Here is a 23,627-nt window from a genome sequence, read left to right as displayed (position 1 = left end):
GCTCCGCCACTTATTCAGACAAAGCCCTAGCAGAAATGCTAGGGCTTTTTCGTTTGCGCTATTATTTTGGTCTACGACCAACGAGTCCCGCTCGTGTGCGAGTCCAATTGAGTGCAAGCCCAGTCGCTCCGCCACTTATTTAGAAACCCAGTCTTCGGACTGGGTTTTGTCGTTTTAGAGCATAATAATTTCCCTTTCAGGAAACGAGTTCCGGTTGCCTTCAACCCCGGACTAGGCATCTCCGCCAGCTTGCCACTTATTTAGGCAAAGCCCTAAATAACACGTCCCGGAAGAAGTGATAGCGCTTTTTAGTATCTAATCGCTCTGTTTGTCTACCAGCGAATGAGTCGCGATTGTGTAAGAGGGCAATTACCTGCAATCCTAGCTGTTTGCTCACTTCTTTAGAAAGTAAAATTGTGCCTTATTTCTAGGTAAAGAACCTTGTAAGGGCTTGCCTGTAGTCTGTACCCCCCATTTGCTCATCTAAAAGGTTAAACTATTCTCGGTGTATGTTTCCTGACGTTTATTTACGAATCTAGCTTTTGAGTGGGTGTATATCTTTTTAGTGCAAAATGATGTCACTTTGAGATGAGTGAATATCATTGGTACGTTAGTCCGCCTATTCATGGCAGTTCAAAGTGTAAAAGTAGGTTGCTGTTCGCATGAGTAAAGGCCGAAGAAAACTATGTTTGCTTTACTCTTGTTCATTGGAAGGATTAACCTAATACAGATTCTTTTGGGAGTACAATCTAATGATGCAGCAGATACAAAGTGAAACGCTAAGAGTCTTATTCGAAAACCTTTTTTCTCAAGATGGGATTGCAGTTATTAATCCTGCCACTGAAAAAGAGTTGATTCGCTTAAAGCCTAGTTCTTTGGACGAGCTCGATGCGCAAATAGAGGTATGTAAGTTAGCTCAAATCGAATGGGCAAAGCTCAGCGCTAAAGCACGTTCCACTTCCCTGAAAAAGTGGTTCCAATTGCTTGTAGAGCATACGGAAGACATCGCGAACATCATTACCTTAGAACAAGGTAAACCCCTTACTGAAAGTCGTGGAGAGGTCGCATACGGAGCTTCTTTTGTAGAATGGTTCGCAGAGGAGGCTAAACGTGCCTATGGTGAGGTTATTCCTACTCCTGCTGTAGATAGACGCCTCTCTACCATCAAACAGCCCGTAGGCGTGTGTGCAGCGATTACACCATGGAATTTCCCTATTGCAATGATCACTCGAAAAGCGGCGCCTGCTTTGGCTGCGGGATGTGGGATGATCATTAAACCTTCTGAATTAACTCCTTTGACTGCTCTGGCTGTGGTGGAGCTTGCTCATCAGGCTGGTATCCCTAAAGCCCTATTGTCTACTGTTGTTTCTGAACAAGCAGCGGAGTTTGGTGCCGTTTTGAGTACTGATCCTCGTATTAAGAAGATCTCTTTCACTGGTTCTACACGTGTAGGCAAGATCTTAATGAAGCAGGCAAGTGATACAGTTAAAGCCACCTCTATGGAATTAGGTGGCAATGCGCCTTTTATTGTTTTTGACGATGCAGATTTAGAAGCTGCAGCGAATGGCTTGATTGCTTCTAAGTTTCGTAATGCCGGACAAACCTGTGTGTGTACCAACCGCTTGTATGTGCAACAGAACGTAAAAGAGGCGTTCTTAACTAAGCTTCTAGATAAGGCTGCAAGCCTGACGGTCGGTAATGGTCTTGAGGAAAATACGACTCTTGGTCCTGTTATTACTATGGCCTCTAAGCATCGTCTAGAGGCGGTGATCGATCTGGCAGTACAAGAAGGAGCAACGATACTTAATCAGCCTCAAAAACGTCCTGGGCGCTTTATGGAGCCAGTTATCTTAGGTAATGTCGAACAAGGTATGGCGATCGTGCAACAAGAGTTGTTTGGTCCGGTTCTGCCAGTCATTAGTTTTGATGACGATGAACAAGTGCTCTCGATGGCGAATGACACTGAATATGGTTTAGCTTGCTACTTCTACACCGATAGTTTGAAGCGCATCATCAAATTTAGTGAAGGTTTGGAATATGGCATGGTAGGGGTAAATGAAGGAATTATTTCTACGGAAGTTGCGCCGTTTGGCGGGATCAAAGAATCTGGCATTGGTCGTGAAGGTGCTAAGCAAGGCATGGATGAGTATCAAGAGACTAAGTTCATCTGTCTTGGAGGTTTGAGCTAGTCTTCTGTTTAGCTGCTCACTGATACGAAACAAAAAAGAGGAAGCTGGGTACATCACCTGGCTTTTTGTTTATTCAGAGAAAGGTGGATGGGGGCAGTGGATTTTCTTCAGATATAAAAAAGCCGCATCAAGTGATGCGGCTTTTTCTAATATGGCTCCTCCTACTGGACTTGAACCAGTGACCTGCGGATTAACAGTCCGTCGCTCTACCAACTGAGCTAAGGAGGAACAAATTTTAATAAGTGGTGCCGACTACCGGAATCGAACTGGTGACCTACTGATTACAAGTCAGTTGCTCTACCTACTGAGCTAAGTCGGCACATTTTCGTTAATAAGTAATCGACTTACTAACTGAAAGATGGCTCCTCCTACTGGACTTGAACCAGTGACCTGCGGATTAACAGTCCGTCGCTCTACCAACTGAGCTAAGGAGGAATTATCTTGTGTAAGAATAAATGGTGCCGACTACCGGAATCGAACTGGTGACCTACTGATTACAAGTCAGTTGCTCTACCTACTGAGCTAAGTCGGCGTACCGTTATTCTTTATATTGTTCGTGTTAGACACCAACAATTTTAAATTGTGGTGCCCGGAGGCGGAATCGAACCACCGACACGAGGATTTTCAATCCTCTGCTCTACCGACTGAGCTATCCGGGCGACGAGGTGTATTAAAAGGCTTTTCGGCTTTTAGGTCAACAATAAAATACAAAAAAAATATCGTTTGCTGTTTTTGTGTGCGTAATGGGGTGTTTTTATGCATTTTTGACATAATATCACCACCTGATAGGCAATGTCGGCCATCGGTTTTAGAAGGCGGTAGCTATTATTTATCAGTAAAAACAAAAAAAGCACGTCCTAAAACGTGCTTTTTATTGAACAATTGACTTTAAACTAGTGCTTTACAGAGAACTTGTTGACCCAGCCTTCGAGCTCATCAGCCAAAGATGCCAATGTCTGTGTGCTTGATTGGCTCTCTGTCACTACGACATTTAGCTGGCTACCACTTTCTTCAATGAGATTAATACGGTGTGCAATATCATCACTCACTTGAGTTTGTTCTGCCGCTGCCGTAGCAATTTGTTGACTCATACCAGTGATTGACTCTAATGCTGTGACGATCTGCTGTAGTGCTTCTGACGCGTTCATTGATTCTGTCACAGTACTTTCACTAGTTTCAGCACAAACTTCCATCGTGTGAATTGCGTTACGTGAGCCTTCTTGTAGGTTAGAGATCATTTGCTGTATCTCTTTTGTGCTATCTTGCGTACGACCTGCTAAGTTACGAACTTCATCTGCAACAACTGCGAAGCCTCGACCTTGTTCACCTGCACGTGCAGCTTCAATTGCGGCATTCAATGCCAGTAGGTTTGTTTGTTCTGCAATATCACCAATGACATCTAGCACTTTAACAATGCTGTTTACGTCCTGATCTAGGTCTGCCACGGCTTTGCTTGCTGTGTTTAGTTGCGTTGCTAGGCCCTGAATGTTGTCTACCGTGCTGTGGATCAGTGATTGTGTGTGCTGGCTCTGTTTGTCGGCTTCATCAGTGTTGTGTGCTGTATCACTTGCTGAACTTGCTACATGGTTTGCTGACGATGCCATTTCTGTCATAGCGGTTGCGATCATGGCTGTTGATTGTTGTTGAGACATGGTCAAATCAGCAATGGAATTAGAGCGAGACTCTACAGCAGACAGCTCTGAACGTAATGCATGCATTGATTCGTCCAAGTTAGTAACCATCTTAGCTAACGATTGACTCATCTCCTGTACGGCGCCATAGATACTGTCTTTAGGTGCTGCGTACTCAAAGCTGGTTTGGATGTTACCCTGAGCAACCGCTTGAACTGCTTCACGTACGTCATTTGGCTCACCACCTAGCAGGTTAAGCATTTTACGGATAGAGATAATTAAACCACCCAGGATAGCTCCTGCGATCGCTAGGCACAGTGCAAGCTGCCACTGCGCTGTAGACCAGAAGCGCGCATTTACTTCGTTAAAGCCAATGCCTGTACCGACAACCCAGTTCCAGTGCGGGGTTTTCTCTGCGATAGAGTGCTTTTCTTCAATCGTGCCGTCAGGCAGTTTCTGTGTCCAAGTATATTCAACGATTTGACCTGTCTTTCGACCCAGAACATCTAAGATCAGTTGGCCAACACTGTTGCCATCGCCATCGCGGAAGTCATGGAAACTTGTGCCGTGTAATTGAGGGTCAAGCGGTGCTGCTACGAATATCATATTTTCATCTGCAACATACACATATTCGTTATCTTTGTAGATATTGTTGCGAAGTAGGCGAGTCGCTAGTGATTTTGCTTCGTCTTCCGGCATTTTGCCTTCCACTGCCATTTTCTCGACTTCAGTCAGAATGCTATAGGCACTCTTAAATAGCTCTGTAACTCGAGCTTTGTTATCTAGATTACTTGCGACACGCAGTGTCCAAAGACCCGTTGCGGTCAAAGCAAGCAGGGCAATCAAAATGATTGCAGATAATAAATAGGCTTGAGTTTTTAATTTCATAGTTAGCTCACAAGGCGTGTTATTTACTATGCAATGCATAGCTTATTAGGGGGCGTAATAATAAATTCATCATATTGAACTTGTACACAAGCGCCTATGCATCAATGTTGAAACTATGATTTGGATTAAATTTTTAGCGTGAAATAAGTGCTTTTTATCAAATGAAGTATGAGTTTATAACGAGGTTTCGAGGGGAGGTTGATGAGAAAAGGAAAAGAAGGAAATGAAAGTAGAGAGGGGGGTGAGTGTTGCAGATAAGAAAAAAGCCAAGTCCGAAGACTTGGCTTTCAAAGTTGGCTCCTCCTACTGGACTTGAACCAGTGACCTGCGGATTAACAGTCCGTCGCTCTACCAACTGAGCTAAGGAGGAACTATTCTGTTTGTGTCTTGCTTTAAGCAAGTGCACCAAATATGGTGCCTCGAGGCGGAATCGAACCACCGACACGAGGATTTTCAATCCTCTGCTCTACCGACTGAGCTATCGAGGCAAAAGAATGGTGCCGACTACCGGAATCGAACTGGTGACCTACTGATTACAAGTCAGTTGCTCTACCTACTGAGCTAAGTCGGCACACTTTATTCTTTTTAGAAGAGTTAACTCTTCATTTTTAAGAATCTCATTTACATGAAACTCTAGAAGTTGGCTCCTCCTACTGGACTTGAACCAGTGACCTGCGGATTAACAGTCCGTCGCTCTACCAACTGAGCTAAGGAGGAACTATTCTGTTTTGTGTCTTGCTTTAAGCAAGCGCACCAAATATGGTGCCTCGAGGCGGAATCGAACCACCGACACGAGGATTTTCAATCCTCTGCTCTACCGACTGAGCTATCGAGGCAAAAGAATGGTGCCGACTACCGGAATCGAACTGGTGACCTACTGATTACAAGTCAGTTGCTCTACCTACTGAGCTAAGTCGGCACACTATATTCTTTGTGCTTCGTTCGTGCAATAACATTTAGTTAAGACACCAACAAATCAAATTGTGGTGCCCGGAGGCGGAATCGAACCACCGACACGAGGATTTTCAATCCTCTGCTCTACCGACTGAGCTATCCGGGCAACGGAGCGCTATTAAACGGATTTTCCTGCTTTGCGTCAACCACTTTTTTTAAATAATTTCAAAAAAGTGGTTGTTCGAACGCTTTTTATTCAACTGTCGCGCTAAAGTTTATCCAGCGTTAAATTCCTTTTTGAAATTTGTAACTTTTTCTAGGTAACGACGTGCTTCCGCGTTTGGATGTTTTTTTGTTAATGCCCAATAAACTTGATTTGGCTGTAAAGAATTTAAATCTTTCATTGCGCGTTTGCGATCAGTTCGATGGAAAGTGTTTAAAACACCACCAGTTCCGCCGTTGTAAGCAGAAATCATGCTGTACTCCAACGAGGTTGGGTGCTGTACATCTTTCAAATAACGGTTTTTAAGGATGTAAAAGTAAGCCGTTCCGGTATCAATGTTGTTCTCTGGGTTAAATAAATATTCTGGGCTTGGCTGCCCAGAACGATTCTTCACCAACTTGAATACGTCACGACCAGCCGTTTTTGGCACAACCTGCATCAAGCCATACGCATTTGCCCAACTTACTGCGTATGGGTTAAAGCTACTTTCGGTTTTGATGATGGCGTAAATCAAATCTTCAGGAATATCGTATCTCTTTGATGCACGACGTACGATGTCCGCATATTGGTAACTGCGCTGCGAGAAGTGATCTTCTACCATCGGGATTTCAACGTAATACGCTTTCTTAAAGTCGACATCCTTGGTTTTGACTTGGTTGGCGATCAAGTAATCGGCAAAGCGATTTGCTCGCCATGACCACTGAATCGGCTTTTTGTCTTGGTCGACAACCTGCTTATACAGGAAAGGTTGCCCCTCAAGTTTGATCTCTTTAGAAGAGAATAAGTCGACATTAGCCGGGTCATCTGGCGTTAACAACGTGGTGATAATGGCGTTCTTTAGGTGTTTTTGCGGTTCGGTGGGAGAAACCGTTTCGATGGTAATAACACCTTTTTGGAAGTCGACTTCAGCACGACTCAAATAATTATCGATGTATTTTACGTAATTGCTTTTACCTGCAAACTTCACTTCACGTTGGCCCCAACGTTTCTTAATGTTGCCTGAGAAGCTGTTGATCAGTGCGTCGAGTGCATCGGTGTCTTTTTCAAACTGTCCCGGCAGTTCTGCTAAGTTGTTGGCAAAACGGTTGGTTGGCTCGTAATTGACGTCGTAAATTTGCTCGACGAATTCGCGGCTGCAACCTGCCATTAAGAGTGCGGTAGCAATAAAGGCAATTTTTTTCATAACTATTGAGATGGCTTTGTGGGCTCTAATATAAAAATGACACCACAAGGTTGGTTGTGATGTCATTGTTTTAAAACAAGTTTGCTTTATTCGCTTGGTGGCGTGTAGCCTTCGATGTGAACATCTTTACCTTCGAACAAGAAATTCACCATTTCAGTCTCAAGTTGTTTGCGATGTTCAGGATCCATCATGTTGAGCTTCTTCTCGTTGATCAACATAGTTTGTTTGTGCTGCCACTGAGCCCAAGCTTCTTTCGAGATATTATCGAAAATACGTTTACCTAGTTCACCTGGGTAAAGTTGAAAGTCTAGACCTTCGCCCTCTTTCTTTAGTCGAGCACAAAAAACAGTGCGGCTCATAATGACTCCTTGCAATTAATTAACGAAGCTCGTGGGGTAGCGCTTCCAGTAAGAGTTTTACTGGAGCTGCCAAACCGACTTCTTCAGGTTTAGATAAGTTATACCAAAGACCTTTGTTACCTTCCATCACCACATTAGGTTGCTTTGACAGGTCAATCAAAATCGGCGTGATATCAAGGTGGTAATGACTGAATGTGTGGCGGAATGTAATCAGCGTCTCTTGATGTTTAATGTCGCTAGCTTGAATACCACGCTGTTCAAGTAGTAAATCGATATCGCTCTCTACATCAATATGCTCAGTTTGCGGAAAGCAAAATAGCCCGCCCCAAATACCCGTCTGCGGTCTTTGTTCTAGCCATACTTCGTGACCATCGTTATTTTTGTGATGCAGCATAACGAAACGTGTTTGCTTGACCGGCTTGTCTTTCTTTGGCTTCTTACCTGGGTAATCAAGCACATTACCTTGTTTTTTTGCTACACAAAGGTCGTTGACCGGACACAAGGTGCACTTAGGCTTACTGCGGGTACACATCATGGCACCCATATCCATCATGGCTTGGTTGTACTTGTCGACATCCGTTTGTGGTGTGTGCGTTTCTGCGATTTCCCACAATTGATTTTCGACTTTCTTTTGTCCCGGCCATCCATCTACGGCAAAGCAGCGTGAGAGTGTGCGCTTTACATTGCCATCTAATATCGCATGAGGCTGTTTATAGACAGAGGACAGTACCGCTGCGGCTGTGGAGCGACCAATCCCCGGTAGGGCATTCATCTGCTCTAGGTCTAAAGGGAACTCACCATTGTATTTATGGGCGACCTCTTTTGCGGCTTTATGAAGGTTACGAGCACGTGCGTAATAACCTAAGCCGGTCCAAAGGTGCAGCACTTCATCTTGCTCAGCATTGGCAAGATCGACCACGGTCGGGAAGCGCTCCAAAAAGCGTTGGTAATAAGGGATAACCGTAGTGACCTGAGTTTGCTGAAGCATGATTTCAGACAACCAGACACTGTAAGCGGTCTTGTTTTGTTGCCACGGAAGATCTTTTCTTCCATATGCGTCATACCATTCTAAGATGGCACTGGCGAAAGGTGTCACGACTTGCTCTGTATTCTATTATTGGTTAGGAGCAAAATTGCACCACAGATTGTGGTGTAAGTACAACAGATAAACTGTGGGGATATTGTGTCTGATTTGTTTGCTTTTGGGCTGCCATAGTCCGATAGCTCAACAAATACTTGCACCTAAGTGAATTCTTTGGATAATCCCCGCTTTGATTAATCAATGTGCAGGCAAAATCAATGAGTGAAGTAACCACTAACGAATACAACGAAGACGGTAAAATGATCCGTAAAATCCGCAGTTTCGTGCGTCGCGAAGGTCGTCTAACTAAGGGCCAAGAGAATGCGATGAACGAGTGCTGGCCAACAATGGGTATCGGCTACAAAGCAGAACTTCTTGATTGGAAAGAAGTATTTGGCAACGATAACCCAGTAGTGCTTGAGATCGGTTTTGGTATGGGTGCTTCATTGGTTGAAATGGCAAAGAACGCGCCAGAGAAAAACTTCATCGGTATCGAAGTTCATAGCCCAGGCGTTGGTGCTTGTCTTGCCGATGCTCGCGAAGCAGGTATCACGAACCTACGTGTAATGTGTCACGATGCGGTGGAAGTATTCGAACACATGATCCCAAATGGCAGCCTAGCAACGCTACAACTGTTCTTCCCAGACCCATGGCACAAAAAGCGTCACCACAAGCGTCGTATCGTACAGCTTGAGTTCGCTGAAATGGTTCGTCAGAAGCTTATCCTTAATGAAGGTATCTTCCACATGGCGACAGACTGGGAAAACTACGCTGAGCACATGATTGAAATCATGAACCAAGCACCTGGTTTCGAAAACATCGCTGAAGAAGGCGACTTCATTCCTCGTCCGGAAGAACGTCCACTGACTAAATTTGAAGCTCGCGGTCACCGTCTAGGTCACGGTGTGTGGGATATCAAATTCAAGCGTACTGCTTAAGGAGCCAGTAGATGTACCACTACGCGATATTAGCGAATCCGGGTCATAACCGTATTTACTTTGATAGCGCTATGACGATTGCATGTTCTGAGCTAAAAGCGATTTTGGCGTCGGAAGGTGTTGAAGTAACTGAAATTGGCAATAAAGACGTGGGTCTTCCTGCTGCACTTGTGTTCTCTTGCGAAACAGCACTAAGTGAAGCACAGGCAGGCAAGATTGCTGCGTCATCTATCTACTACGCGCTATTTGAAGTGCGTGAAGATGGCTTATTACGTCCAATTCAGGCGCCTGCATTCAATACTTTTCCTGAGAGCATGAGTCAGATCCTGCGTTACACAGGTAAAACAAACGAGCAGTTTACGCGTTTGATGGTGAACCTAGGTGTAAGTGCTGCCAACACGGGCAGTGCGCAATTGACGCTGATGGATCCTATGTGTGGTAAAGGTACAACACTGTTTGAAGGTTTGATCCACGGCTTGAATGTTGTGGGTGTTGAGATCAACCAGAAATGGGTTCAAGAGATCCAAACCTTCATCGTTAAGTTCATGAAGAACGGTCGCTTTAAGCACAAAGTGAGCAAAGAAAAGCGCACTTCTGGTGGTAAAAAAGTGGCAGATGGCTTCGTGGTTGAGGCGGCAGCAGACAAAGACGATTACAACAAAGGTAATCTTCAAACGATGAAGCTGTACTCAGCAGATACGCGTATTGCAGACCAAGTTGTGAAGAAAAACTCGGTAGATGTGATGGTGTCTGACTTGCCTTACGGCGTGCAGCACGGCAGCAAAAATGCCAAAGACAGCAAACTGAACCGCAGCCCACTGGAGCTTCTGAAAGAGGCTCTGCCTGCATGGAAAGTGGTGTTGAAGAAACAAGGTTCTGTGGTGCTGTCTTTCAACGAATTCACTTTGAAGTGGAAAGACGTGGCGTCATTATTTGAAGAGCAAGGGTGGAAGGTGCTTTCAGAAGAGCCTTACATCGGTTATCTTCACCGCGTTGATCAATCCATCAACCGCAACATCATTGTGGCAATAAAACCATAATCGACTTGAGTCGAATAAATTCCATGGAAAAGCCAACGTCCGCGTTGGCTTTTTTTACCTCTGGGCCCAGCTATTTGGGTTCTTGTGACAAGAAGGTAGAAGATGAAACCTACAGCGCAAATTTTGACAGACATTCTAGCGGAAGTTCGCCCTTTAATTGGTCAAGGCAAAGTCGCCGACTACATTCCCGCATTGGCAAAAGTACCCAATACCAAACTGGGTATTGCGGTATACACCAATGAAGGTGAAGTGATTAAAGCGGGCGATGCAGAAGAGTCGTTTTCGATTCAGTCGATCTCAAAAGCGTTAAGCCTGACTCTGGCTATGTGCTTGTACAAGCAAGAAGAGATCTGGTGTCGTGTAGGTAAAGAGCCTTCTGGTCAGGCGTTTAACTCGATGATCCAGCTAGAGATGGAGCAGGGCATTCCACGTAACCCGTTCATTAACGCTGGTGCTATTGTGGTTGCTGATTTGCTGCAAAGCCGTCTCTCTGCGCCTCGTCAGCGTCTATTGGAATTTGCTCGTCAGCTATCTGGTGATACTCATATCGTGTACGACAAAGTGGTTGCCGCGTCTGAAATGATGCATGGTGACCGCAACGCTGCGATTGCGTACTTGATGCGTTCATTTGGTAACTTCGAGAACGAGGTTATCCCTGTTCTGCAAAACTACTTCCATGCGTGTGCATTGAAGATGAGCTGTGTCGATCTCGCAAAGACCTTTAGCTACTTAGCCAATAAAGGCACGTCGGTACAAACGGGTAAGCCTGTGGTATCACCAACGCAAACCAAACAGTTGAATGCACTACTAGCAACATGTGGTTTGTATGATGGTGCTGGTGAATTTGCTTACCGCGTTGGTATGCCGGGTAAGTCAGGTGTTGGTGGTGGCATCATCGCTGTCGTTCCGGGTGAAATGACGATTGCGGTCTGGTCTCCAGAGCTTGATGCATCTGGTAACTCACTCGCTGGTACTAAAGCGCTTGAGTTACTTGCTGAGCGTATTGGTCGTTCGATTTTCTAAGGAAAAGAGACGAGAAGCGAGAACGGATTTCGTCCTTGTGGATTCGGGACTTAGGAGCGCTTCGCTTTAGATAAGTGTTGTTACGAATTAAAGAAAGGGTTGACGTTTGAGCGCCAACCCTTTTTGTTCCTCGAAGGACCCAGTCCGTTCCCGAATCTCGATTCCTATTCCTCTTCCGCCATAAAGGCTTCAAGTAAATCATTGAGGAACAGCTTACCTTTCTCGGTAATTTGCCAGTGAGTCTCTGTTTCACTCAGGTAACCCATTTCAAGCGCCCAATCGATAGTCTCTTGAATTGAGCTCAACGGCAGACCTGTTGTATCGATGTAGTCTTGTTTCGGGCACGCTTCCATTAAGCGGAAACGGTTCATAAAGAACTCAAACGGACGATCTTCATCAGCCACAAGCTGTTCACTATCCAAGTAGGGCTTCACCATGTTTTGGTATGCCATCAGATAGCCACGCGGGTGCTTGACCTTAGTGGTACGAATAATGCGGCCATCAGCAAAGCTCAGCTTACCGTGTGAGCCGCAACCAATGCCAAGGTAGTCACCAAAGCGCCAGTAGTTCAGGTTGTGCTGACACTGATAGCCCGGCTTGCTGTAACCAGAAATCTCGTATTGAACGTAACCTGCCGCTGCCAGCTTCTCATGCCCTTGCTCGAAGATATCCCACAAGTCATCGTCATCTGGCAAAGTCGGTGGCTTGTAGTAGAACATGGTGTTTGGTTCGATGGTCAGCTGATACCAAGACAAGTGCGGTGGCGCTAACTCAATAGCTTTGTCCAAATCTGCTAAGGCTTGTTCGGTGCTTTGATCAGGTAAACCGTGCATGAGATCGAGGTTAAAGCTGTTCAAACCGATTTGGTGCGCCAGCTTAGCAGCATTGACGGCTTCATCTTGGCCGTGAATGCGCCCCAAGCGCTCAAGCTTTTGCTGTTCAAAGCTTTGCACGCCGATAGAGATTCGCGTTACACCAGCCTTGCGGTAGCCAACAAAACGCTCAGCTTCAATGGTGCCAGGGTTAGCTTCCATGGTGATTTCGATTTCAGGCTTGAACGGAATACGCGCTTCAATGCTTTTAAGTAGACGCTCGATGCCTTCTGCCGAAATTAAGCTCGGCGTACCACCACCAATGAAGATTGAATGCAGTGGACGTGGCGCTTCGTTAAGACGGTATTTCTCAATGTCGGTATCCAAATCTTCAAGAAGGGCATTGATGTACTCTTCTTCTGGGATCTCAGCTTTAAGTGCATGAGAGTTAAAATCGCAATACGGGCACTTTTGTACACACCATGGGATGTGTACATACAAGCTCAGTGCTGGGGGCGTTAACATGGTCTAATTCGCTCGTGATTACTGAGACACTTGCTCAGACAGTTGAGCAAACAACGATTTGAGTGCTTTACCGCGGTGAGACAGTTGTTTTTTACGTGCTGGCTCAAGTTCGGCAGACGCGCAGTTGTCTTCAGGTACGAAGAAGATTGGGTCGTAGCCAAAGCCATTTTCACCGTGTGCTTCAGTTAGAATGCGACCTTCCCACTTACCGTGACAAACGATAGGGGTTGGATCGTTCTCGTGACGCATTAAAACCAATACGCAGTGGAAACGTGCGGTGCGCTCTGCTTCTGGTACGCCTTCCATTGCTTTAAGCAGCTTCTCTAGGTTCTCTTGGTCAGAGGCTTTTTCACTTGCGTAACGTGCAGAGTAAATGCCCGGAGCACCTTTCAAGAAATCGACTTCTAAGCCAGAGTCGTCCGCAATCGCAGGAAGACCCGTTTCTTGTGCTGCATGGCGAGCTTTGATGATCGCGTTTTCGATGAAAGTCGTGCCAGTTTCTGCTACTTCAGATACGTTGAATTCACTTTGCGCCAATACTTCAAAACCGAAGTCAGACAGCAAATCTGCCATCTCACGAACTTTGCCTTGGTTGCCTGTTGCTAGCACTATCTTTTTCATGGTCGTCTCTTTCTGTAGCGATAAAGGGAGAACGCAGTGTTCTCCCTGATTAAATTGGTTCTAGGGTCTGTTGACCTTTCGCGGTTAAATTTTGTTCGAGATAAAATCGTTTTAGGTGAGGCAAGGAGTGTGTCGCCTAGTCACTCTAAGCAAATACTCCTTAACAAAGCATAAAACGATTTTAGCCGAACCCTTTGGGCAGCGTTTGTTGGTCATTTCTACTGCGTTATCGACTTCTCATGTAGGCTAGCTACATAGCAAAGTCTCTGCCTTGTATAAATACCCAACAATTCGCTGCAAAAATCAGCTCGAAAGGTAAACAGACCCTAAGGCTATGATGTTCTAAAAGCTTTTAGATCATCACAACCCAATTACTCTTCGACATAAAATTTCTGGGTGAATTTAAGCTTACCTGAGCCTTTGTTTCCAGCTTTAACGTCAATATCGAAGGTAAAAGTTTCTTCGTTAGTGATACCGAGCTCTGCTAGGTAGTATATCGCATCGCCTTCTTTCACTTCACGGAAGGTGAGCTTTTGTGTTTGACCGATAAGGTTCTTTGCCTGACCACTGATTTTAGCTTCAACGGCAGGTTTACCCAGAGAAGCGCTATCGAGCACGCTGATGTTCAGTACTGCATTGTAGCCATTGCGTTTTATGTCGTAGCTACGGGCGATCTTGGGGGTTAAAAAGGTCGAGTTAAACGCGATGTAGTGGACCTCGATGTCTTTCATGGTTTTGAACTGACCTGCCATGCTTGGTAAAGACAATAGGCTGATCAGTAGGGCGGTAATCCATTTGCTCATTATCACTTCCTCGAATCGGGCGTTTAATTATTGGTACGAATTTCGTAAATAAAAAGCCATCAAATGATGGCTTTAATTTCTGTCGGTATTTGTACTGGGGATTCTATCCGAATTTGTTTATGACGTCCCAGTTCACCTTTTTCTATGTGAACCAAACCTTTAGCAACTTTAAATTGTTTGGCTAAAAATTTGGTTAGGTGCGCATTCGCTTTTCCATCAACAGGCGGTGCGGTGATGGCAATTTTGAGTTCTTCACCATGTAAGCCGACGATCTTGTCACGACTTGCTTTTGGTTGGATGTAGAGCCGAAGCACTACATCCTCGCCATCATGCCAAACTGCTTCTGACATTATAGTTGATACCAGATAGGACCAATCATGTCGCCCATTAGGAAGTTAGCGAATTGCAGGCCGATGAACAGTACTAGTACGCTTAAGTCGAAGCCACCCATTGCAGGGATGATGCGGCGGATTGGCGCTAGCATTGGTTCTGTTAGTTGGTGGAACACGTACTCGATAGGGCTGCGACCTTGACTAACCCAGCTTAGGATTGCGCGGATTAGTAGTACCCAGAACAACAAGCCACCTGCGGCTTTAACCAGCGATAGTAAACCTAGGAATAGGAAATCAGCACTGAAAGAAACTGAACCACTTGAAGCAATTAGGATCAGTGCAACAAACTTAAGTACACACAGCACGTAAGCGAACAGTACCGTCGCTAAGTCGATGCTACCGATGGATGGGATCACGCGGCGCATCGGTCCTACAATCGGTTGAGTTGCTTTGACAATAAACTGCGAGAATGGGTTGTAGAAATCTGCACGTGCAGCCTGCAACCAAATACGCAAAATCACGACCATGATGTACAGGTCAAATAGGGTTGAGATTAGAAAACTCATTGAATTCATAAGGTACCCTTAACAAGTAAGTGAGTGACACAGAGTGGGTATCACTCAAGTCATTAAAACAGTTTTTCCATTTCTTCAGCGCGAGCAACTGCAGCTTGCATTGCTTTCGCCACAATATCAGACAGTTGGTGCTCGTTGAACGTACGTAGTGCTTCTGCTGTCGTGCCGCCTTTTGATGTCACGTTCTCACGCAGTGTAGAAAGCTCAGTTTCTGGGTTTTCTACCACCATACTTGCTGCACCAAGTGCGGATTGTTGAACTAACGTGCGAGCAGTGTCTTTATCGAAGCCTTGAGCAATCGCTTCTGCTTGCATCGCTTCCATAAACAGGAAGAAGTAAGCTGGTGCACTGCCAGCCGCTGCTATCACGTTGTTGATGCCAGACTCTTTTTCAACCCAACATACCTTACCGCAGGCTTGCATTAGCTCTGCCGCGAAGACTCTATCTTGTTCTTGCACATGTTCAGGAGCATAAAGCCCACTCATGCCTAGACCAAGTTGCGATGGCGTGTTTGGCATCACGCGAACCAAGTTCAGCTTAGCTGCTAGCATGTCATCCAAACGTGAACAGTTTATGCCTGCCGCGATGGAGATAACCAGTTTGTCACTGAAGTCGATAGATTGCAGTGGTTTACAAACGTCTTCCATCATTTGTGGTTTTACAGACAATACCACAACATCCGCTTCTGACGCGGCTGCGATGTTATCGCTGGTGGTGCGGATACCAAAGTCTTGCTCAAGAGGTTGGCGACGCGTGTCAGATGGTGCGGTCGCAACGATGTTCTGTGCAGGGTAGCCATTTGCTACAAGGCCAGAAACAATCGCTCGCACCATGTTTCCTGCGCCGATAAAGGCAATCTTTTTATGTTCCATATGTCTGATTTCCAAATATAAATTCTTACAATTTGTTGTGCGCTCAGGTGTATAATTGCACCACATTGCTCTGACTGCCTAAAGAAAGGCGGTCAGACTCAAATTCGCAGTGTCTAACAACGAGTCGCTTTTATTGCTGTTTGCTGTAGTCGCGCGTGCCAAAGATCGCCGTGCCGATGCGCACCATGGTGCTACCTGCTTCGATTGCTGCATCCATGTCACCGCTCATCCCCATGGACAGTGTGTCGACATCTGGGTATTGCTGAGCTAGCTTTTGCTTTAGCTCCTCAAGTTGTTTGAATGCACGAAGTTGTGACTCGTAATCAGGCACGTTAGCAGGAATTGACATCAACCCTCTTAACGTGAGGTTTGGCAGGCGAGAAATCAACTCAGCCAGCTCGAATATTTCTGCATCGGCGACACCAGATTTTGATTCTTCACCACTGGTGTTAACTTGAATCAGAACTTGTAGCGGTTTTAGCTCACTAGGACGCTGATCATTGAGGCGTTGAGCGATCTTAGCGCGATCAATGGTGTGAACCCAATCGAAATGTTCAGCGACAGGGCGTGATTTATTGGATTGAATTGGACCAATGAAGTGCCATTCGATTCGATTATCTGGATAATGTTCGGCAAAGTGCTGAACTTTACTGATGCCCTCTTGGACGTAGTTTTCACCAAATGCTATTTGACCAGCTTGGTAAGCTTCGAGAATTGCCTCGACAGGTTTAGTTTTGCTTACTGCTAGAAGTTGCACTGACTCTGGAGAACGACCGCATTTTTGTTCGTCGTGTCGAATTTGAGAGGTGATATGTTCAATGTTTTGTTGAATACTACTCATAGCTGTACTTTAGACTTAAGGATTTTAAATGGATATCACTGAGTTACTGGATTTTAGTGTAAAACATAATGCTTCGGATCTACATCTTTCTGCAGGTGTACCACCAATGGTTCGTATTGATGGTGATGTGAGAAAACTGGGCATTCCAGCGTTTACACACCAAGAAGTGCATCGTTTGGTTTTTGAAATCATGAACGATGCGCAGCGCAGTGAGTTCGAAGAAAAACTCGAAGTCGACTTCTCATTTGAATTGCATAACGTTGGCCGTTTTCGTGTCAACGCCTTCAACCAATCTCGCGGTTGTGCAGCGGTGTTCCGTACCATCCCAAGTAGCATCCCAACACTGGAAGAGCTAGAAGCTCCAGAGATCTTCAGAAAGATCGCCAATGCGGAAAAAGGTTTGGTACTGGTTACCGGTCCTACGGGTTCTGGTAAATCGACTACCTTGGCTGCCATTGTTGACTACATTAACCGTAATCACAATAAGCATGTCCTAACAATTGAAGATCCGATTGAATTTGTTCACACCAACAATAAGTGTCTGATCAACCAACGTGAAGTACACCGTGATACACACAGCTTCCAAAACGCACTGCGCAGCGCATTGCGTGAAGACCCGGATGTAATTCTAGTTGGTGAGATGCGTGATAAAGAGACCATCAGTTTGGCGCTGACAGCCGCTGAGACGGGCCACCTTGTTTTCGGTACGCTGCACACTAGCTCAGCAGCGAAAACCATCGACCGTATCATTGACGTCTTCCCTGGTAGTGACAAAGACATGGTGCGTTCGATGCTGTCTGAATCATTGCGTTCGGTTATCGCGCAAAAACTATTAAAACGTAACGGTGGCGGTCGTATTGCCTGTCATGAAATCATGATGGCGACACCAGCGATCCGTAACCTTATTCGAGAAGATAAAGTCGCACAGATGTATTCAATCATTCAAACTGGTGCGGCGCACGGTATGCAAACCATGGAGCAAAACGCTCGTCAACTGATGGCGCAAGGTATGGTTACTCGTGAAGAAGTGGATAAGAAAATCGAAATTGAAGCGCAGCAATTCTCGTAATAGACATCTTGATAAAATGAAGACGGATAATGGACCTGAATAAATTTCTCGAAGGCATGCTGGCGTTAAAAGCGTCGGATCTCTATATCACTGTTGGTGCACCGATCTTGTTTCGTGTCGATGGCGAACTGCGCCCGCAAGGCGATAAGTTGACTGAAAATGACGTCGCCTTGTTGCTTGACAGCGCGATGGACCCAGAGCGACGTCAGGAGTTTCGCAAAAGCCGTGAGTCTAACTTTGCCATTGTCCGTGATTGTGGTCGCTTCCGTGTCAGTGCCTTTTTCCAACGCGAATTACCGGGAGCAGTCATTCGTCGTATTGAAACCAATATTCCGACGTTTGAGCAACTCAAGTTACCTTTGGTGCTGCAAGATCTTGCCATTGCCAAGCGTGGTTTAGTGCTGGTGGTTGGTGCAACTGGCTCTGGTAAGTCAACGACTATGGCGGCGATGACGGGCTATCGAAACAACAACAAAACTGGCCATATCCTGACGGTAGAAGACCCGATTGAATTTGTGCACGAGCATAAGCGTTGTATCGTGACACAGCGTGAAGTGGGCCTAGACACCGACAGCTATGAGGTGGCGTTGAAAAACTCGTTACGTCAGGCTCCAGACATGATTTTGATTGGTGAGATCCGTAGCCGAGAAACGATGGAATACGCAATGACCTTTGCTGAAACAGGTCACTTGTGTATGGCGACACTGCACGCCAACAATGCAAACCAAGCGCTTGAGCGTATTTTGCATCTAGTGCCAAAAGATCAGAAAGATCAGTTCCTGTTTGATCTGTCGATGAACTTAAAAGGTGTTGTCGGTCAGCAGTTGATCCGCGATAAAAACGGTCAAGGACGTCATGGCGTGTTTGAAATCTTATTAAACAGCCCGCGTGTTTCTGATCTGATCCGTCGAGGTGATCTGCATGAGTTGAAATCGACCATGGCTCGCTCTAACGAATTTGGGATGTTGACTTTCGACCAATCGCTCTACAAATTGGTGATGCAAGGTAAGATCAGCGAAGAAGATGCATTGCACAGTGCGGATTCAGCCAACGATCTGCGTTTGATGTTGAAGACGCAACGCGGTGAAGCCTTCTCTACAGGTACGCTGGCGAACGTTAAGATCGATATGGATTAATACCAATCGTAGTAAATAACTGGTCATTCTAGCTTGTTAAAATACTCGATAACTGCGTTGCAATTTTTGATTGTAGAATAACTACTTATCAAAAAATTGCGCCTTGTTCTCAAGCATTTTCCCTACGCTATTTCTGATCACTTATTTACTGTGATTGGTATAATCTACTCCAGAAACGAAAAAGGCTGGCAGAAGCCAACCTTTTTTATTTACGCTTGAAATGTCTACTCACCCCAAAGGTTTTCAAACCAGCTCTCAAGAATCACCACCGCGGATTGGCAGTCGATATTGCCTTTCGATAGCGCTTTGTAGCCACCCATACTGAACAGCTCTGCGCGTGCTTCTGCTGTTGATAGGCGTTCATCATGCAATTCAACGGGCAAACCGTAACGACCTTGGAGACGATTGGCGAACTTCTTTGCTCGTGGTGTAATGGTTTCTAGATCTTTACCGTGTAAGTCTGTCGGCAAACCCACCACTAATAGGTCTGGTTGCCACTCTTTAATTTGCTTTTCGATGTCATCCCAGTTTGGAATGCCGTCATTCGCTTTGAATGCTTTTAGCGGTGAGGCTGTGCCTGTGACTTCTTGCCCGATGGCACTACCAATGCTCTTGGTACCGAAATCGAAAGCCATGATTGTACGTGACATAAGGAGTCTCGAATCTAAATAAATGAAAGTAGTGGTTGTTTACGCCTTTAAGCGTGGCCAGCATCCGCAGACAGTTGACTCGGATCGATGCCAAGCTTCTCGACTGCTTTTTTCCAGCGATCGATAATCGGTGTATCGAAAATGATCTCAGGCGTCGCTTCGATGGTCAGCCAAGAATTCTCAGCCAACTCGGTTTCTAACTGACCCGCACTCCAGCCTGAGTATCCCAGTGCTACCAAATAGTCGCTAGGTTCAGCTTCTGTCCCCAGTACTGACAAGATGTCTTTAGAGGTAGTAACCGCCAGTTCATCGGTCATCTGAATGCTTGATTCGTAGTAGTCTTTTGGCTTGTGCAGGATAAAACCGCGATCTTCAGAAACAGGGCCGCCATTGTAAACTGGCCTATCCAAGCTCGCTTCAAACAGTCGAGGGTGCACAGGTTGCACTTCGACTTGATTAAGCATACTACCAACCGTGATATCGACAGGTGCGTTGATCATCAACCCCATAGCGCCTTCTTCGTTGTGTTCACAGACGTAGATAACGCTATTCTGGAAGTAGGGATCTTTCATTCCCGGCATGGCAACTAAGAAGTGGTTTGTGAGGTTCATTCTCATCTCGACCTTATAAGGCTATTAAAATACTTAAGCAAACACCATGTTTTCACCCGTGTAGGTATGTGCATGAGTTTGCTTAATTTAATCCGCAACACTCTTTATTAACTGTAATACAGTTTGAGTTATTCGCCTTTTACGCGGCGCTCAATTGCGTCCATTAGCTTGCCAGTGATTGAAATATCAAAAGCCGCTTCGATTTCACGAATACAAGTAGGGCTAGTTACGTTGATTTCCGTAAGCTTGTCGCCAATCACGTCAAGACCAACAAAGATAAGGCCTTTTTCTTTTAGGGTCGGTGCCACTGCTTGAGCGATCTTCATATCAGTTTCACTTAGTGGGCGAGCTTCACCCGTGCCGCCTGCCGCTAGGTTACCACGCGTTTCACCCTTTGCGGGGATACGAGCAAGGCAGTAAGGCATTGGTTCACCATCAACCACTAGGATACGTTTGTCACCATTGCTGATGTCTGGCACGAAGGTTTGCGCCATCGCGTAGTTTTGACCATGGTTCGTTAGCGTCTCAATGATCACAGATACGTTTGGATCGTTCTCTTTAACGCGGAAGATAGATGCGCCGCCCATACCATCAAGTGGCTTTAGGATCACATCACCGTGCTCTTCACGGAAGGCTTTAATCTTTTCTGCTTTACGCGTCACGATAGTGGTTGGCGTTAGCTCTGGGAACCAAGCTGTGAACAGTTTCTCGTTACAGTCGCGTAGGCTTTGTGGCTTGTTCACGATCAGTGCGCCTTGCTCTTCTGCACGTTCAAGGATGTAAGTTGCGTAGATGTATTCAGTGTCGAACGGAGGATCTTTACGCATCAGTACAGCATCAAGCTCGGACAGTTCGATAGTCTGCTCTGACTTGAATTCGTACCAGCCGTTTGGATCTTCTTTGAGCTCAACCACTTTGGTGTCTGCGATCGCTTTACCTTGGTCTAGGTGCAGATCGTTCATTTCCATGTAGTGGATTTCGTAGCCGCGGCGTTGCGCTTCAAGCATCATGGCAAAGCTAGAGTCTTTCTTGATGTTAATGGACGCGATAGGGTCCATTACAATACCGAGTTTGATCATTATTTTTCTCCGTTTTAACCAAGATCGCCGAAACGAACTTGTAAGGCTGTAATTGCTGTCAGAGCCGCAGTTTCGGTGCGCAGAACGCGAGGACCGAGTAGCGTCTCTTCAAATTGGTATTCGCGAGTCATGTCGATTTCGTCGGAAGATAGACCGCCTTCAGGACCAATCAATAGACGAACTTTTTCAACAGGCGTTGGCAGAGTGTTTATCGAGTACTTCGCACGAGGGTGAAGGTTCAGCTTCAAGCCGTCGTACTCTTCTTGGCACCACTCTTCTAAACTCATGATCGGGCGAATTTCAGGTACTACGTTGCGACCACACTGTTCACATGCACTGATCGCAATCTTTTGCCACTGAGCCAGTTTCTTCTCAAAACGTTTTTGGTCTAACTTCACGCCACAGCGCTCAGAGATAAGTGGTGTAATGGTATTTACGCCAAGCTCTACCGATTTTTGGATGGTGAACTCCATTTTGTCGCCACGCGAAATAACCTGACCAAGATGAAGATCAAGTGGTGACTCAATGTCGCTCTCTACGCGCTCAGTGATCTCAACCATTACATTCTTTTTGCTGACTTCGCTGATGACTGCTGGGAATTCTGCGCCGCTACCGTCAAACAGTAGGACTTCTTGCCCTTCTTTCATGCGCAGCACGCGACCAATATGGCCGGCAGCATCGTCGCTCAGAGCAATAATGCCAAGTTGTTGAATGGTTTCTGGATGATAAATTCGAGGGATACGCATAGTGTTTCGATTTCCTGCATACGCGAGTGTTTAGACACTAACATGGATGCTTTCCACCGAAAAAACAAGGGGCAAGAGGCGTTTCCATTGCAGTAAATGACAACGCCTCAAACTACGGAGGTGTATCGCGATAATTGCAGGAAGAATTACAGTGCGCGACAAGCCTCTTGAACGAATGGGTTGTGGTTGCCTTGAATCTTAGCAATGCGCTCATCACGCTCACATTCCCACTTGTCTACAGGGTAGGTTTTGTTCCAAGCACTCATTAACTGAGTTTGTTGTTTCGAAAGTTTGAAGCCGTACTCTTTACTCATGTAGAGGTAAGTACGTGCAATTGAACCACGCGCGCGATCGGGCGGCATGACTTTACGCTGCTTAAAGTTAACTTGCATTTCACAACGACCGTAGCTTACGCCGTCCATACCGTTCCACTGACTGAAGTTGTAGTTTGAACGGTCGCCGTTTACCTCACCGATAGCCGGAGTCAGGTTGTGGAGATCAGCTTCCATTGATTTGAAAACTTTGTCGTTTCTTGTGCAGTTTTTGCGTCCACCATTTTGCCAACACTGACGCTGGTGGCCGAATTGCCATGCTGGGACAACGTGCTCCCATTCGATGCGTGATGCGCGCTTTTCTTGCTTACGAACTTGGTAGCCGCATGAAGCAAGATCCGGTACGCCTTTCTTACCTTGCCATTTGATGTCACAACCACAGTAGAAGCTGGTTGGGTGATCGGCGTAAATTTTTACCGCTTCACGCTTAGCCGCAGAGAAAGAGTTTGGAGGTGCAGCCATTGCCGCACTAGAAAGCACAAGTAGAAATAAAGAGAACAGGTATTTCATGATTAAAGTCTTTATAAAGTATGACTTTATTCATTCTAACACGCATAAATGGGCTTTAGTGATGAGTAAGTTAACAGTAGATCTCGAAAAGCAGTGCTTTGAGATCGAATGTCTCTCTTTCTGGAACAGAAAAGTGGATGCTCGTGGCTTTAGGAGAGCTGCGTGCCAGTAAAGCTAAGTGGTTGGCGGCATTTTTGGCATGAATACACCGCTTCTTTACGAAGAACTTTGTTATGGCGACGAATCGATAACGGGTAGGTCATACAGCTACATTGGTATTCAAAGGTTTTACCTTGCACAGAGGCCACATCGAAGCTGTGAGTGGTTTTGGCTGGGACTTTGAACACAGCTTCCATTACGCCTTGCCACTCCTTTCCGTGCGGGCGAACTCGACCGTAGACTTGATAAGTAATGAGATGCGCGACTTCATGTGGGAGCACTTCTTCAAGAAAGGCTTGAGGGTTTTCTTTAAAGAGTTTTGGATTCAATCGAACCTCATTCAGCTGTAAGTAGGCTTTTCCTGCGGCTTTGCCACGTACATTGAAAGTCAGGGATGGAATGGGGAAAGAACGTTGGAAAGCTTGTTCTGCCATGGCGATGCAATCGGCCATCACTTGCTTGGCTTTGTAGCTCAGTTCTATATCCACGATTCACCCCATTTACT

23 protein-coding genes and 12 tRNA genes are annotated in these 23,627 nt (G+C 45.8%); 6 read left to right on the top strand and 29 right to left on the bottom strand.

All coding sequences use genetic code 11. The features are described from left to right. Positions 1-752 precede the first annotated feature (752 nt). Entirely contained in the window at positions 753-2,189 is a 1,437-nt protein-coding gene (locus tag KIV41_RS11500) for an NAD-dependent succinate-semialdehyde dehydrogenase (RefSeq protein ID WP_285336428.1), read from the top strand. A 152-nt stretch (positions 2,190-2,341) separates the two neighbouring features. On the opposite strand, the gene KIV41_RS11495 is transcribed toward KIV41_RS11500, so the two are convergent. The 16 genes from KIV41_RS11495 to mutY form a co-directional block, all read right to left on the bottom strand. Further along, positions 2,342-2,417, bottom strand: a tRNA-Asn gene (locus tag KIV41_RS11495). Between the two features lie 15 nt (positions 2,418-2,432). After that, a tRNA-Thr gene (locus KIV41_RS11490) sits at positions 2,433-2,508 on the bottom strand. Between the two features lie 40 nt (positions 2,509-2,548). Continuing rightward, positions 2,549-2,624: transfer RNA gene (locus KIV41_RS11485), tRNA-Asn, on the bottom strand. A 21-nt stretch (positions 2,625-2,645) separates the two neighbouring features. Then, a tRNA-Thr gene (locus KIV41_RS11480) sits at positions 2,646-2,721 on the bottom strand. A 51-nt stretch (positions 2,722-2,772) separates the two neighbouring features. After that, positions 2,773-2,848: transfer RNA gene (locus tag KIV41_RS11475), tRNA-Phe, on the bottom strand. Positions 2,849-3,082: 234 nt separating this feature from the next. Then, positions 3,083-4,708: a methyl-accepting chemotaxis protein gene (locus KIV41_RS11470; protein ID WP_138955812.1), complete on the bottom strand. Its 1,626-nt coding sequence runs from the start codon at positions 4,706-4,708 to the stop codon at positions 3,083-3,085. 294 nt (positions 4,709-5,002) lie between these two features. Beyond that, a tRNA-Asn gene (locus KIV41_RS11465) sits at positions 5,003-5,078 on the bottom strand. Positions 5,079-5,120: 42 nt separating this feature from the next. Further along, a tRNA-Phe gene (locus KIV41_RS11460) sits at positions 5,121-5,196 on the bottom strand. A 7-nt stretch (positions 5,197-5,203) separates the two neighbouring features. Next, positions 5,204-5,279: transfer RNA gene (locus KIV41_RS11455), tRNA-Thr, on the bottom strand. 70 nt (positions 5,280-5,349) lie between these two features. Next, positions 5,350-5,425, bottom strand: a tRNA-Asn gene (locus tag KIV41_RS11450). 43 nt (positions 5,426-5,468) lie between these two features. Then, a tRNA-Phe gene (locus KIV41_RS11445) sits at positions 5,469-5,544 on the bottom strand. 7 nt (positions 5,545-5,551) lie between these two features. After that, positions 5,552-5,627 (bottom strand) — tRNA-Thr (locus KIV41_RS11440). A gap of 65 nt (positions 5,628-5,692) precedes the next feature. Then, a tRNA-Phe gene (locus tag KIV41_RS11435) sits at positions 5,693-5,768 on the bottom strand. Between the two features lie 109 nt (positions 5,769-5,877). Continuing rightward, entirely contained in the window at positions 5,878-7,008 is a 1,131-nt protein-coding gene (gene mltC / locus KIV41_RS11430) for a membrane-bound lytic murein transglycosylase MltC (RefSeq protein WP_285336427.1), read from the bottom strand. A gap of 86 nt (positions 7,009-7,094) precedes the next feature. Next, complete coding sequence (locus KIV41_RS11425) at positions 7,095-7,367, bottom strand: oxidative damage protection protein (protein ID WP_005425792.1); 273 nt, start codon at positions 7,365-7,367, stop codon at positions 7,095-7,097. A 19-nt stretch (positions 7,368-7,386) separates the two neighbouring features. Next, on the bottom strand, positions 7,387-8,463 hold the full coding sequence (gene mutY, locus KIV41_RS11420) for an A/G-specific adenine glycosylase (RefSeq protein WP_182027298.1): 1,077 nt from the start codon (positions 8,461-8,463) through the stop codon (positions 7,387-7,389). A gap of 203 nt (positions 8,464-8,666) precedes the next feature. Between mutY and trmB the strand changes: the two genes are divergently transcribed. From trmB to glsB, 3 genes are all read left to right on the top strand, one after another. Continuing rightward, positions 8,667-9,386, top strand: a complete 720-nt coding sequence (gene trmB / locus KIV41_RS11415) for a tRNA (guanosine(46)-N7)-methyltransferase TrmB (protein WP_285336425.1) — start codon at positions 8,667-8,669, stop codon at positions 9,384-9,386. Positions 9,387-9,397: 11 nt separating this feature from the next. Beyond that, a complete protein-coding gene (locus tag KIV41_RS11410; protein WP_038886316.1) occupies positions 9,398-10,426 on the top strand; it encodes a TRM11 family methyltransferase in 1,029 nt (342 codons plus the stop codon). A gap of 102 nt (positions 10,427-10,528) precedes the next feature. Further along, a complete protein-coding gene (gene glsB / locus KIV41_RS11405; protein ID WP_005425799.1) occupies positions 10,529-11,449 on the top strand; it encodes a glutaminase B in 921 nt (306 codons plus the stop codon). Between the two features lie 164 nt (positions 11,450-11,613). Here the strand turns inward: glsB and hemW are convergent, their stop codons facing one another. The 7 genes from hemW to KIV41_RS11370 form a co-directional block, all read right to left on the bottom strand. Continuing rightward, a complete protein-coding gene (gene hemW, locus KIV41_RS11400; protein WP_285336423.1) occupies positions 11,614-12,786 on the bottom strand; it encodes a radical SAM family heme chaperone HemW in 1,173 nt (390 codons plus the stop codon). 18 nt (positions 12,787-12,804) lie between these two features. Beyond that, positions 12,805-13,407, bottom strand: coding sequence for an XTP/dITP diphosphatase (locus KIV41_RS11395; RefSeq protein ID WP_285336422.1), 603 nt, complete (start codon positions 13,405-13,407; stop codon positions 12,805-12,807). A 371-nt stretch (positions 13,408-13,778) separates the two neighbouring features. After that, a complete protein-coding gene (locus KIV41_RS11390; RefSeq protein WP_005425804.1) occupies positions 13,779-14,210 on the bottom strand; it encodes a DUF4426 domain-containing protein in 432 nt (143 codons plus the stop codon). A gap of 59 nt (positions 14,211-14,269) precedes the next feature. Further along, positions 14,270-14,560: a DUF167 family protein YggU gene (gene yggU, locus KIV41_RS11385; protein WP_005425805.1), complete on the bottom strand. Its 291-nt coding sequence runs from the start codon at positions 14,558-14,560 to the stop codon at positions 14,270-14,272. Continuing rightward, positions 14,560-15,117, bottom strand: a complete 558-nt coding sequence (locus KIV41_RS11380) for a YggT family protein (protein WP_182027296.1) — start codon at positions 15,115-15,117, stop codon at positions 14,560-14,562. The genes yggU and KIV41_RS11380 overlap by 1 nt, the downstream gene beginning before the upstream one ends. A gap of 53 nt (positions 15,118-15,170) precedes the next feature. After that, positions 15,171-15,989, bottom strand: coding sequence for a pyrroline-5-carboxylate reductase (gene proC / locus KIV41_RS11375; RefSeq protein ID WP_071235275.1), 819 nt, complete (start codon positions 15,987-15,989; stop codon positions 15,171-15,173). A 130-nt stretch (positions 15,990-16,119) separates the two neighbouring features. Beyond that, entirely contained in the window at positions 16,120-16,830 is a 711-nt protein-coding gene (locus KIV41_RS11370; protein ID WP_285336420.1) for a YggS family pyridoxal phosphate-dependent enzyme, read from the bottom strand. Between the two features lie 28 nt (positions 16,831-16,858). On the opposite strand from KIV41_RS11370, the gene KIV41_RS11365 reads away from it, so the two are divergent. Both KIV41_RS11365 and KIV41_RS11360 read left to right on the top strand, forming a co-directional pair. Continuing rightward, a complete protein-coding gene (locus KIV41_RS11365) occupies positions 16,859-17,899 on the top strand; it encodes a type IV pilus twitching motility protein PilT (protein ID WP_010450347.1) in 1,041 nt (346 codons plus the stop codon). 29 nt (positions 17,900-17,928) lie between these two features. Beyond that, complete coding sequence (locus KIV41_RS11360; RefSeq protein WP_010450346.1) at positions 17,929-19,035, top strand: PilT/PilU family type 4a pilus ATPase; 1,107 nt, start codon at positions 17,929-17,931, stop codon at positions 19,033-19,035. A 224-nt stretch (positions 19,036-19,259) separates the two neighbouring features. Here KIV41_RS11360 and ruvX read toward each other — a convergent pair whose 3' ends face one another. The 6 genes from ruvX to KIV41_RS11330 form a co-directional block, all read right to left on the bottom strand. Continuing rightward, positions 19,260-19,685 (bottom strand): Holliday junction resolvase RuvX, encoded by a 426-nt coding sequence (gene ruvX, locus KIV41_RS11355; RefSeq protein WP_010450345.1) that lies wholly within the window; start codon positions 19,683-19,685, stop codon positions 19,260-19,262. Between the two features lie 47 nt (positions 19,686-19,732). Further along, positions 19,733-20,296, bottom strand: a complete 564-nt coding sequence (locus KIV41_RS11350) for a YqgE/AlgH family protein (RefSeq protein WP_010450344.1) — start codon at positions 20,294-20,296, stop codon at positions 19,733-19,735. A gap of 128 nt (positions 20,297-20,424) precedes the next feature. Further along, complete coding sequence (gene gshB, locus KIV41_RS11345; protein ID WP_045389733.1) at positions 20,425-21,375, bottom strand: glutathione synthase; 951 nt, start codon at positions 21,373-21,375, stop codon at positions 20,425-20,427. Positions 21,376-21,389: 14 nt separating this feature from the next. Then, positions 21,390-22,121 carry a 16S rRNA (uracil(1498)-N(3))-methyltransferase gene (gene rsmE / locus KIV41_RS11340; protein WP_038886322.1) on the bottom strand — a complete coding sequence of 244 codons (732 nt, stop codon included), beginning with the start codon at positions 22,119-22,121 and terminating at the stop codon, positions 21,390-21,392. 146 nt (positions 22,122-22,267) lie between these two features. After that, a complete protein-coding gene (gene endA / locus KIV41_RS11335) occupies positions 22,268-22,963 on the bottom strand; it encodes a deoxyribonuclease I (protein WP_285336419.1) in 696 nt (231 codons plus the stop codon). 149 nt (positions 22,964-23,112) lie between these two features. After that, the gene (locus KIV41_RS11330) at positions 23,113-23,610 is read right to left on the bottom strand and encodes a SprT family zinc-dependent metalloprotease (protein ID WP_045389730.1); all 498 of its coding nucleotides are present in this window, start codon (positions 23,608-23,610) and stop codon (positions 23,113-23,115) included. Between the last annotated feature and the right edge of the window lie 17 nt (positions 23,611-23,627).

The organism is Vibrio sp. D401a (assembly GCF_030248515.1).
In the GTDB taxonomy this organism is placed as follows: Bacteria; Pseudomonadota; Gammaproteobacteria; order Enterobacterales; family Vibrionaceae; genus Vibrio; species Vibrio rotiferianus.
Note: the sequence above shows the minus strand (reverse complement) of the source record. Positions and strands in the feature narration are given on the sequence as shown.

Bases quoted from the DNA above. Each gene is read 5' to 3' on its own strand.
- trmB (WP_285336425.1), top strand. From the start codon at position 8,667: ATGAGTGAAGTAACCACTAACGAATACAACGAAGACGGTAAAATGATC.
- proC (WP_071235275.1), bottom strand. From the start codon at position 15,989: ATGGAACATAAAAAGATTGCCTTTATCGGCGCAGGAAACATGGTGCGA.
- KIV41_RS11470 (WP_138955812.1), bottom strand. From the start codon at position 4,708: ATGAAATTAAAAACTCAAGCCTATTTATTATCTGCAATCATTTTGATT.
- KIV41_RS11425 (WP_005425792.1), bottom strand. From the start codon at position 7,367: ATGAGCCGCACTGTTTTTTGTGCTCGACTAAAGAAAGAGGGCGAAGGT.
- glsB (WP_005425799.1), top strand. From the start codon at position 10,529: ATGAAACCTACAGCGCAAATTTTGACAGACATTCTAGCGGAAGTTCGC.
- KIV41_RS11370 (WP_285336420.1), bottom strand. From the start codon at position 16,830: ATGAGTAGTATTCAACAAAACATTGAACATATCACCTCTCAAATTCGA.
- endA (WP_285336419.1), bottom strand. From the start codon at position 22,963: ATGAAATACCTGTTCTCTTTATTTCTACTTGTGCTTTCTAGTGCGGCA.
- KIV41_RS11390 (WP_005425804.1), bottom strand. From the start codon at position 14,210: ATGAGCAAATGGATTACCGCCCTACTGATCAGCCTATTGTCTTTACCA.
- KIV41_RS11350 (WP_010450344.1), bottom strand. From the start codon at position 20,296: ATGAACCTCACAAACCACTTCTTAGTTGCCATGCCGGGAATGAAAGAT.
- KIV41_RS11360 (WP_010450346.1), top strand. From the start codon at position 17,929: ATGGACCTGAATAAATTTCTCGAAGGCATGCTGGCGTTAAAAGCGTCG.
- KIV41_RS11410 (WP_038886316.1), top strand. From the start codon at position 9,398: ATGTACCACTACGCGATATTAGCGAATCCGGGTCATAACCGTATTTAC.
- KIV41_RS11500 (WP_285336428.1), top strand. From the start codon at position 753: ATGATGCAGCAGATACAAAGTGAAACGCTAAGAGTCTTATTCGAAAAC.
- hemW (WP_285336423.1), bottom strand. From the start codon at position 12,786: ATGTTAACGCCCCCAGCACTGAGCTTGTATGTACACATCCCATGGTGT.
- KIV41_RS11395 (WP_285336422.1), bottom strand. From the start codon at position 13,407: ATGAAAAAGATAGTGCTAGCAACAGGCAACCAAGGCAAAGTTCGTGAG.
- ruvX (WP_010450345.1), bottom strand. From the start codon at position 19,685: ATGTCACGTACAATCATGGCTTTCGATTTCGGTACCAAGAGCATTGGT.
- KIV41_RS11365 (WP_010450347.1), top strand. From the start codon at position 16,859: ATGGATATCACTGAGTTACTGGATTTTAGTGTAAAACATAATGCTTCG.
- rsmE (WP_038886322.1), bottom strand. From the start codon at position 22,121: ATGCGTATCCCTCGAATTTATCATCCAGAAACCATTCAACAACTTGGC.
- KIV41_RS11380 (WP_182027296.1), bottom strand. From the start codon at position 15,117: ATGAATTCAATGAGTTTTCTAATCTCAACCCTATTTGACCTGTACATC.
- yggU (WP_005425805.1), bottom strand. From the start codon at position 14,560: ATGTCAGAAGCAGTTTGGCATGATGGCGAGGATGTAGTGCTTCGGCTC.
- gshB (WP_045389733.1), bottom strand. From the start codon at position 21,375: ATGATCAAACTCGGTATTGTAATGGACCCTATCGCGTCCATTAACATC.
- mltC (WP_285336427.1), bottom strand. From the start codon at position 7,008: ATGAAAAAAATTGCCTTTATTGCTACCGCACTCTTAATGGCAGGTTGC.